The following is a 9,724-nucleotide window of genomic DNA, read 5'->3' on the forward strand; positions in this document are numbered from 1 at the left end:
CGCCCATGTCGCGGCGCGTGACCATCAAGACGCTGCTGGTCAATCAGCGCAACGCCAGCCCGCAATCGCTCGCCAAGCACCTGCGCTACATCGAGCGCGACGGCGCCGGCCGCGATGGCGAGCCGGGCCGGGCCTACGGGCCGCGGGCCGACGACGCCGACCTCGACGCTTTCAAGGAACGCTGCGCCGACGACAGGCACCATTTCCGCTTCATCGTCTCGCCCGAGGACGGCGCCGAACTGGACGACCTGCGCACCTACACCCGGCATCTGGTGAGCCGCATGGAAGCCGACCTGGGCACGCGGCTGGATTGGGTGGCAGTGGATCACTGGAGCACCGACAACCCGCACACTCACCTGATCGTGCGCGGGCGTGACGACACCGGCAAAGACCTCATCATCGCGGGCGACTACATCGCGCACGGCTTCCGCCATCGCGCCGCCGAGCTGGCGACCGAATGGTTGGGGCCACGCACCGAGCTGGAGATCCAGCAGACCTTGCAGCGCGAGGTGGAGCAGGAGCGGTGGACGAGCCTGGATCGCTCGCTCAAGCGCGAGCTGGGCGACGATGGCCTGGTGCATGTCGAACGGCTCAACGAGCCGAGGCTGCAACGCCAGCGCCTGTTGCTGATCGGCCGGCTGCAACGCTTGCAGCGCCTGGGCCTGGCCGACGAAATGCAGCCCGGCACCTGGGCCGTCCATGCCGACGCGGAAAAGACCCTGCGCGCCCTGGGCGAGCGTGGCGACATCATCCGCACCATGCAGCGGGCCATGCGCGGCGAGCCGCGCGAGCTGGCGGTGTTCGAGCCGGGCCAGGATGCCGACGGAAGCGGCCGAACCATTCTCGGCCGCGTGGCCGCGAAGGGGCTGGCCGACGAGCTGCGCGACCGGGGCTATCTGGTCATCGACGGCGTGGACGGCAAGGCCCACTACGTCGAGCTGAACGCCCGCGACGAGCTGGCGAACTACCCGACTGGCGCCGTGGTGGAGGTGAAGGGGTCGGCCGACGTGCGCGCGGCCGACAGGAACATCACCGCACTGGCGAGCGATGGCCTGTACCGCACCGATCACCACCTCGCCATCGCGCAAGGCCATGCCGTGCCCGGCCGCGATCCGCAGGAAGTCGTCGCGGCCCACATCCGCCGGCTCGAAACCCTGCGCCGGGCCGGCATCGTGGAGCGCGTGGCCGAGGGGCTATGGAAGGTGCCGGGCGACCTGGCCGAGCGCGGTCGCCAGTACGACGCGCAGCGCCTGGGCGGCGTGGCGGTGGAACTGAAATCGCACCTGCCCATCGAGCGGCAGGCCCGCGTGATCGGGGCCACCTGGCTCGACCAGCAGTTGATCGGCGGCGGCTCGGGCCTGGGCGACCTGGGCTTTGGCGGCGAGGCCAAACAGGCGATGCAGCAGCGCGCCGACTTCCTGGCCGAACAGGGGCTAGCCGAGCGGCGCGGGCAGCGCGTGATCCTTGCCCGCAACCTGCTGGGCACGCTGCGCAACCGGGAACTGACGCAGGCCGCCAAAGACATTGCCTCCGAAACCGGCCTGGAGCATCACCCGGTGGCCGACGGCCAGCGTGTAGCAGGCATCTACCGTCGCAGCATCATGCTCGCCAGCGGACGCTACGCCATGCTCGATGACGGCATGGGGTTCAGCCTAGTGCCATGGCGGCCAGTGATCGAGCAGCGCCTAGGCCAGCAGCTTGCCGCCACGATGCGCGGCGGCGGAGTGTCCTGGGAGATTGGGCGACACAGGGGGCCTTCGGTTACTTAATCGCTATTGCGTGATCGGCGCCACTGCGGCATCGCCTTGAACACGTAACATCGACACTCAGATCGCCGACGCTAGCGCGAAGGAGGCACCGCGATGACGTTGCCGACCGCCTACTTCTTCCGACGGCTACGGATGCGCTGTTCGTGGTCGTGACCGATTGCCTCCAACCCTGCTATCGCGAAGCGGTGCAGGTGCTCCACGACCACTTCGCGCGGCGTTCGCAGAATCGTTTGCACGGGGCCGGGGATGCCGCGCCGACCGATCTGCAACAGCAAGCAAGGTGCCGCGACACTGAGCAGGCATCGCAGCAGTGCTGGATCATCGGCGGGTATGCCGGTGATCTCACTGAGGATGCCCACGACCAGCGATGCTTTCATCGGCACTTCGGACTGGAACAGCACCTGGATATGGGAAGACGGCGCAAGAACCTCGGCCGCCAGGACGGTCAAGTGCCAGCCCTCCGAACCGACCGCCGCCTTTTGCACCAAATGGTCGATCAGCACCTTGAGCTTGTCTGTCGCAGGCAGGGGGCTTAGGGCGAGCTGCTGTAGGTCGGCCAGATCCATTAACCGGCGGTGCGCCTCGGCCAGTACCGCTTGGTAGAGACCATTACGGCTGCCGAAGTGGTAGTTGATCGAGGCCAGATCCACGCCGGCTTTCGCCGCGACGGCCTTGTTGGTGGTCTCGGCGAAGCCAGCAGCGGCGAACAGTTCGCCCGCCGCCTCCAGGATTCGGGCGCGGGTCGCTTCGCCATCCGTGCGAACTCCGCGAACGACTTTACTCATCTATCAACATCCTACGAATGACGGGGGCAGGTCGATTTTGCTTGAATTTCATATTAAATTCAATTTAAATTTAGGTTATGCTCGCACTTCAGGCGGGTATGTACCCCCTTGTACGCCCCCTTTCAGAGACGCCATGTATACGAAACCTCTAGTTCCACTGGACGGTAGCGCCACCGCTCGCCTGGCCTTGGAGCACGCTGCCGCCCTGGCACGCCTGAGTGGTGCCACCATCATCCTCCTGCACATTGTCGAGGAGACGAAGCACAGCAACGGCTTTGAACCCCCCAGCGGTCTATATCCATGAGGTACGCCCACGCTTCTTGGCTGCTGGCCAGACGCTGCTGGACGAAGCCGCCGGCCAGTTGCGGCAGGATGGCTTGGCAGTGCAGACCGTGTTGCTGGAAAGCAAGGGCGAACGGGTATCGGAACTCATCGCACAGCAAGCCGAGGCCCTCCGCTGCGATCTGGTCGTCCTGGGCACGCACGGTCGCCGCGGCGTGGATCGGCTGTTGCTCGGCAGCGACGCCGAGCAGGTCGCCCGCATCGCCCCGGCCCCCGTCATGCTCGTTCGCCATCCGCAGCCTGCCGCTGCGGGCGCAACGACCTAGCAAGCCGCACAGGCCGCGAACCTGCGTGACTAAGATGCGCAACAGCTCTCGACGCCTCGTGCAATACACCGCCGCAATCACCTCGGCGTTTGGTCTGCTGTGTGTGGTGTCCAACGCATCAGCACAGGCGCAGTCCTGCCCCGACGGGAAGACGCCGCTGTTGTCGTCCGGCACGATCAACCTGCGCATCGACAACGATATGTTCGGGGGGGCTAAGCCAGGATCAGGGCTACTCGAACGGCTTTTTGGCCAGTTGGGTATCGCCCAACCTAGTCGATTACGCCAACGATCCATGTCTGCCGCACCTTGCCCGCTGGCTGAACCGGCGGCTGGCCTGGCTGCAACCGGACGGATTCGACGAGCAGAACATGACGATCGGGATCGGACAGATGATGTATACCCCGACCGACAAGGCACCTTCCCATCTCATCGCGGACGACCGTCCGTTTGCCGGCGCGCTGATGCTGAGTTTCGGCTACAACGCCCGTCGCGGCGACTCCCTTCGCACGTCGCAGATCCGCGTCGGCGTGGTCGGGCCGTCTTCGCGGGCCGAGGAAGTGCAGGACTGGTGGCATGGCGTCATCGACGTGGATCGCTTCAATGGCTGGAACCACCAGTTGCGCGACGAGCCGGTCGTGCAGTTGATTCATGAGCGACGCCAGCGGCTCGCGCGCAACGTAAGCGCGAGTGGCTGGGGCTGGGACTTCACGCGCCATTGGGGCGCGAGCCTGGGCAATTTCGCAACCTATGCCAATGTCGGTGGCGAGTGGCGTTTCGGTCTGCGCCTGCCGGACGACTTCGGCACCGCCCCGCTGCGGCCCGCCGGCGAGAACACCGCGCCGGTGAAGGTCGCTGCCGGTAGTGCCTGGAACGGACACCTGTTCGTTGCCGCCGATGCCCGCTGGGTGCTGCACGACATCACCCTCGACGGCAACACCTTCTAGTCCAGCCATAGCGTCGATAAGCGTCCGTTCGTGGCCGACATTGGCTATGGCGTCGCGATCTACCGCGGTCACTGGCGGCTTGCGTTCGCGCGCTACTACCGTACGCGCGAGTTCCGGGGCCAGAAGGAAATCCCGGTCTACGGCACCTTGACCCTCGGCCGGCGGTTCTGACCGCTGGAAGCGGGTGAGTGCGAATGTGCTTGCAATCAAACATTAAACTTAATTTAATGTTAGGGTATGCTGATGACCCGAAGCGCCCTTGAAACCACGGAACACCGCCCATGAAGAAGCCTCTCATCCTCCTTACCGCCGTTGCCGCCGTGGTTCTCGCGGCCTGGGCCTGGTGGCAATTCAGCCACCGTGACGACGGTGGCGCGCTGGTGCTGTACGGCAACGTGGACATCCGGCAGGTGTCGCTGGCTTTCGATGGCAGTGGCCGCGTGGCCGAATTGAAGGTCGATGAAGGCGATGCGGTGAAGGCGGGTCAACTGTTGGCCACGCTGGACACGCAAACGCTGGCCTTGCAGGCCGAACAGGCGCAGGCACAGATCGGCGTGCAGCAGCAGAACCTGTTGCGCCTGAAGAACGGCTCGCGCCCCGAAGAACTGGCGCAGGCGAGAAGTAGCTACGCCGCTGCACAGGCCGATGCCGAGCGTGCGCGCAAGGACTTGGCGCGATTGCAGGGGATTGCCGCCAATACCGACAACCGTGGGGTCAGCGCACAGGAACTGGATCGCGCCCGTGCCGCCGTGCAGGTCGCCGACGCGCAGGCGGCGCAACAGCGCGACGCGCTGCGCCTGACAGAAATCGGCCCGCGCAAGGAAGACATCGCCGCCGCCGAGGCGCAACTGAAGTCCTCCGAGGCGCAATTGGCACTGTTGCAGCATCAGATTTCTCAGGGCCAGTTGATCGCGCCATCCGATGCCGTGGTGCGCTCGCGCCTGCTGGAACCGGGTGACATGGCCACCCCGCAGAAGCCGGTGTACGCATTGGCGATCACCCAGCCGAAGTGGGTGCGCGTGTATGTGAATGAACCGGATTTGGGCAAGGTCAAGCCCGGCCAGTCCGCGCGCGTCACCACCGACAGCGCACCGGACAGGCCCATCACCGGCAAGGTCGGCTATATCTCCTCGGTCGCCGAGTTCACCCCGAAAGCGATACAGACCGAGGAACTGCGCACCAGCCTGGTCTATGAGGTGCGGGTGGTCGTCGAGGACGAGGACGATGCGCTGCGCCTGGGCCAGCCTGCCACTGTCGTATTGGGCGGCGACACGCAATGAGCCGAGCCGAGCCAGCCGGCGCCAGCGTCGTCGCCGACAGCCTGCGCAAGACCTTCGAGGCGCCGGGCGGCGGGCCGCTGCACGCGGTCGATGGCGTGTCGCTACAGGTGCGCCAAGGCGAGCTGACAGCATTGGTTGGCCCGGATGGCGCCGGCAAGACCACGTTGCTGCGAATGATGGCCGGCCTGTTGAAGCCCGACGCCGGCAGCCTGCGGGTGCTCGGGATCGACGTGGCGCAAGACCCGCAGGCTGTACAGGATCGCATCAGCTACATGCCGCAGCGCTTCGGCCTGTACGAAGACCTGAGCGTGCAGGAGAACCTCGACCTCTACGCCGACCTGCATGGCGTGCCGCAGCAGCAGCGCCGCGAACGCTTCGCCCGACTGCTGGACATGACCGACCTGGCGCGCTTCACCGACCGGCCCGCCGGCAAGCTCTCCGGCGGCATGAAGCAGAAGCTCGGCCTGGCCTGCACCCTGGTGCGTTCGCCTGACTTGCTGCTGCTGGACGAACCCAGCGTCGGCGTCGATCCGCTGTCGCGGCGCGAACTGTGGAAGATCGTGCAGCAACTGGTCGAGGACGAACAGCTCAGCGTGATCGTCAGCACCGCCTACATGGACGAGGCCGAGCGCTGCGCGCAAGTGTTCGTGATGAACCTGGGCAAAGTATTGGCCGAAGGCACGCCGCAGACGCTGGCCGAACGCGCACGCGGGCTGGCCTTCGTTGCGCCGCCGGCCGCAGGCACGCCAGCCCGCGACTTGCAGGCCAGGCTGATCGACGCCAGCGAGTTGATTGTCGATGCCGTTCCCAGCGGCGGCGCAGTGCGTTTCATCCGCCAGCCGAATGCGGACGAAGCAAAGATCGCCGCGTTGCTCGATGGTTCGCCCCCGCAATCGCGCACGGAAGAACTGGAAGACGCCTTCATGATGTTGTTGCGCCAGCATCAGGACGGCGACGAAGCGGCTTCGCCACAAGCCACGACACCGCAGGAAGCGAACGTCGATGCGCCGCGCGATGACGGAAAACCCGTGATCGTGGTGCGCGACCTGGTGCGCAAGTTCGGCGATTTCACCGCCGTGGCCAGCACCTCGTTCGAGGTCGCACGCGGAGAAATCTTCGGCCTGCTCGGCCCCAACGGGGCCGGCAAGACCACGACCTTCCGCATGTTGTGCGGCCTGCTGCCGGCGACCAGCGGCCATCTGGAAGTGGCCGGCCTGAACTTGCGCCATGCCCGCGCCAAGGCACGCGCGCGCATCGGCTACGTGTCGCAGAAGTTCGCGCTGTACGGCAACCTGAGCGTGCGCGAGAACCTGGAGTTCTTCGGCGGCGCCTACGGCCTGCGCGGCAAGGCCCGAGACGCGCGGGTGGACGCGATCATCGAGCAGTTCGCGCTGGAACCGAAGGCGCTCAGCGGCCAGTTGCCCGGCGGCTACAAGCAGCGCCTGGCGATGGCCGCCGGCCTGCTGCACCAACCGGAGATCCTGTTCCTCGATGAGCCGACCAGCGGCATCGACCCGCTGGCGCGGCGCGCGTTCTGGCGCACCATCACCGCCCTGGCGCAGGGCGGCACCACCATCATCATCACCACCCACTTCATGGAGGAGGCCGAATACTGCGACCGCATCGCGATCCAGGACGCGGGCAGGATGCTGGCGCTGGGCACGCCGATACAGGTACGCGAGCAAGCCGGCGACGCCGGCGGCGACATGAACAGCGCGTTCATCGCCATCGTCGAGCAAGGCCGAGCGAAGGCGGCCGAAGGAGTGGCGGCGTGAGCACGCACGACACACAAAGCGGGTTTCTGCGCCGCTTCACCGCCCTGCTGCGCAAGGAAGTGCGGCAGATGCTGCGAGACAAGAGCAACCTTGCGGTCGGCCTGCTGTTGCCGGTCGCGTTGATCCTGCTGTTTGGCTATGGTTTGTCGTTCGACGTGAAGAACGCGCCGGTTGCAGTGGTGATGGAAGACCGCTCGCCGACCGCGCGCGAACTGGTCGATGGCCTGCAAGGCTCGCCGTATATCGCGTCGGTTTTTGCCGCCGACATGGCCGAGGCCGAACGCTTGATGATGGTCGGCACGGTGGATGGCATCGTCCGAGTGCCGATGGATTTCTCGCGCCGCTTGAACGCCGGCGATGCGCGCATCCAGTTGCTGCTCAACGGCGTGGATTCCAGCTCGGCGCAGACCATCGAAGGCTATGTGAGCGGCGCGATAGGTTCATGGGCGCAGCAACAGGCGGATCGCGCCGGCAACAAGCCCGCCGGCATCGGCAACGTTGAGGTCGTGCAGCGGATGTGGTTCAACGAGGCCGGCGAAAGCCGCTGGTTCCTGATCCCCGGCCTGATCGTGCTGGTGCTGACCCTGATCGGCGGCTTCCTGACCTCGCTGCTGATCGCGCGCGAATGGGAGCGCGGCACGCTGGAATCGCTGTTCGTCACCCCGGTGCGGCCGATGGAGATCGTGCTGTCGAAGATCGCGCCGTACATGGTGGTCGGAGTGATCGACTTGGGTCTGTGCCTGCTGGCCGCGCACTTCCTGTTCCACGTGCCGATGCGCGGCTCGCTGGTCGTCATCGTCATCGCTGGCCTGCTGTACCTGATGGTGTCGCTGCTGCTCGGGCTGTGGATCTCCGGGGTCACCCGCAACCAGTTCCAGGCCAGCCAGATGGCACTGCTGGCCAGCTTCATGCCGGCGATGATGCTCTCCGGCTTCGTGTTCGACCTGCGCAACGTGCCGGTGGTGATCCAGGTCATCAGCCAACTGCTGCCGGCCACGCACTTCATGGCGTTGATCAAGACCCTGTTCATGGCCGGCAACAACTGGCCGGTGATCTTCCTGAATTGCGGCATTCTCGCTCTGTATGCGTTGGTGTTGATGTTCGCCACGCAGCGCACGTTGCGCAAGACCTTGAGGTGACTGCGATGCATGCCTTTTTCGCCACCCTGGCCCAGATCGGCGCGCTGATCCGCAAGGAAATCCTCGCCTTGGTCAAAGACCCTGCCAACCGCGCCATGCTGTTTGCTCCAGCACTGATGCAGGCGCTCCTGTTCGGCTATGGCGCCACCTACGACCTCACCAACGTGCCCTACGCGGTGCTTGACCAGAGCCGTGGCCAAGCGTCAGCTGAATTACTGGCACGGCTGGACGGAACCGGCGTGTTCCACCGCGCCGCCACCCTGACCAACTCCTCGCAGATCGCAGGAATGATCGACGGCAACGATGCGCTGATGGTGTTGAGCATCCCCGCCGATTTTCAGCAGCGCCTGAATGCCGGGCAGAGCGCGCCCTTGCAGGTGATCCTGGACGGGCGCAATTCCTCCACCGCCGGTTCGGCGTCTGCTTACGTCGGCTCTATCGTCGCCAGCTACAACGCCTCGCTGGGCGGCGGCGCATCCGGCGTCCGTATCGAGCGCCGCGCCTGGTTCAACCCCAACCTGGAATCGCGCTGGAACATGATGCCGGGGCTGATCGGCACGCTGAGCATGTTGCAGACCTTGCTGATCGCGGCGCTGTCGGTGGCGCGCGAACGCGAGCAAGGCACCTTCGACCAGTTGCTGGTCACGCCGCTGACGCCCTTCCAGATCCTGATCGGCAAGGCGATCCCAGCGATTCTGGTCGGCCTGCTGCAATCGACCATCATCTTCCTGGTCATCCTGTTCTGGTTCCAGATCCCAATGAACGGCTCGGTGTGGCTGCTGTACGCAGGGCTGCTCACCTTCAACATCGCCGCAGTCGGCGTCGGCCTGTCGGTGTCGGCGGTGTCGCTGAGCATGCAGCAGGCGATGCTCTACACCTTCCTGCTAATCATGCCGCTGATGCTGCTCTCCGGCCTGCTCACGCCGGTGAAGAACATGCCGGAAGTTCTACAGATCGCCACCTACGTCAACCCGCTGCGCTTCGGCATGAGCATCGTGCGCCGGGTGTATCTGGAAGGCGCCGGTTTCCTCGATATCTGGCGCGACTTCATTCCCTTGCTGGTGATGGGCGCCATCTCGCTGCCGTTGGCGGCGTGGCTGTTCCGCAATCGCCTTTCCTGATCGAGTATCGTCATGCACGCACCGCGCTGTTCCAATCGTCTCGTCCCCCGCCTGCTCGCCGGTGCACTTGCCGCCGCACTCGCCGGTTGCGCCGTTCGCCCGGATTTCGTCAAGCCCACGCCCGCCGCACCGGACGATTGGACGAGTTGGCGCAGCGGTGATGCGTCGCTACGCATTCCGACCGAAGCCACTCAGGCATTGCCGGCCCAGTGGTGGCAGGCATTCAACGACGCAACGCTCGATGCGTTGCAGCGGCGCGCTTCCGATGCCAGCCCCGACCTGCACACCGCCGCGCTGCGCTTC

The 9,724-nt window shown here is 65.6% G+C and carries 8 protein-coding genes and 3 pseudogenes; 10 read left to right on the top strand and 1 reads right to left on the bottom strand.

Annotated features, from left to right (window positions below):
- The coding region (locus LO50_RS07550) for a relaxase/mobilization nuclease and DUF3363 domain-containing protein (RefSeq protein ID WP_044314609.1) at positions 1–1,769 on the top strand (1,769 nt) is incomplete at its 5' end.
- Between the two features lie 110 nt (positions 1,770–1,879).
- Here LO50_RS07550 and LO50_RS07555 read toward each other — a convergent pair.
- Positions 1,880–2,554 (bottom strand): TetR/AcrR family transcriptional regulator, encoded by a 675-nt coding sequence (locus tag LO50_RS07555; RefSeq protein ID WP_044314604.1) that lies wholly within the window; start codon positions 2,552–2,554, stop codon positions 1,880–1,882.
- Between the two features lie 133 nt (positions 2,555–2,687).
- Between LO50_RS07555 and LO50_RS25565 the strand changes: the two genes are divergently transcribed.
- From LO50_RS25565 to LO50_RS07590, 9 genes and pseudogenes are all read left to right on the top strand, one after another.
- Positions 2,688–2,858, top strand: a complete 171-nt coding sequence (locus LO50_RS25565; RefSeq protein ID WP_269078971.1) for a universal stress protein — start codon at positions 2,688–2,690, stop codon at positions 2,856–2,858.
- Complete coding sequence (locus LO50_RS07560; RefSeq protein ID WP_269078972.1) at positions 2,830–3,162, top strand: universal stress protein; 333 nt, start codon at positions 2,830–2,832, stop codon at positions 3,160–3,162. Before LO50_RS25565 ends, LO50_RS07560 begins: the two co-directional genes overlap by 29 nt.
- Before the next feature lie 101 nt (positions 3,163–3,263).
- Positions 3,264–4,277, top strand: a pseudogene (locus LO50_RS07565) (lipid A deacylase LpxR family protein).
- A 110-nt stretch (positions 4,278–4,387) separates the two neighbouring features.
- Entirely contained in the window at positions 4,388–5,386 is a 999-nt protein-coding gene (locus LO50_RS07570; RefSeq protein WP_044314605.1) for an HlyD family secretion protein, read from the top strand.
- Positions 5,387–5,469: 83 nt separating this feature from the next.
- Positions 5,470–5,892: pseudogene (locus LO50_RS25685) on the top strand (ABC transporter ATP-binding protein); the annotation flags it as partial.
- Positions 5,893–6,312: 420 nt separating this feature from the next.
- Positions 6,313–7,161, top strand: coding sequence for an ABC transporter ATP-binding protein (locus tag LO50_RS25690; RefSeq protein ID WP_425521996.1), 849 nt, complete (start codon positions 6,313–6,315; stop codon positions 7,159–7,161).
- The gene (locus LO50_RS07580; RefSeq protein WP_044314606.1) at positions 7,158–8,300 is read left to right on the top strand and encodes an ABC transporter permease; all 1,143 of its coding nucleotides are present in this window, start codon (positions 7,158–7,160) and stop codon (positions 8,298–8,300) included. Before LO50_RS25690 ends, LO50_RS07580 begins: the two co-directional genes overlap by 4 nt.
- 5 nt (positions 8,301–8,305) lie before the next feature.
- Positions 8,306–9,421, top strand: a complete 1,116-nt coding sequence (locus LO50_RS07585) for an ABC transporter permease (RefSeq protein ID WP_044314607.1) — start codon at positions 8,306–8,308, stop codon at positions 9,419–9,421.
- Between the two features lie 12 nt (positions 9,422–9,433).
- Positions 9,434–9,724: pseudogene (locus LO50_RS07590) on the top strand (hypothetical protein); the annotation flags it as partial.

The organism is Stutzerimonas stutzeri, assembly GCF_000935215.1.
Lineage (GTDB): Bacteria > Pseudomonadota > Gammaproteobacteria > Pseudomonadales > Pseudomonadaceae > Stutzerimonas.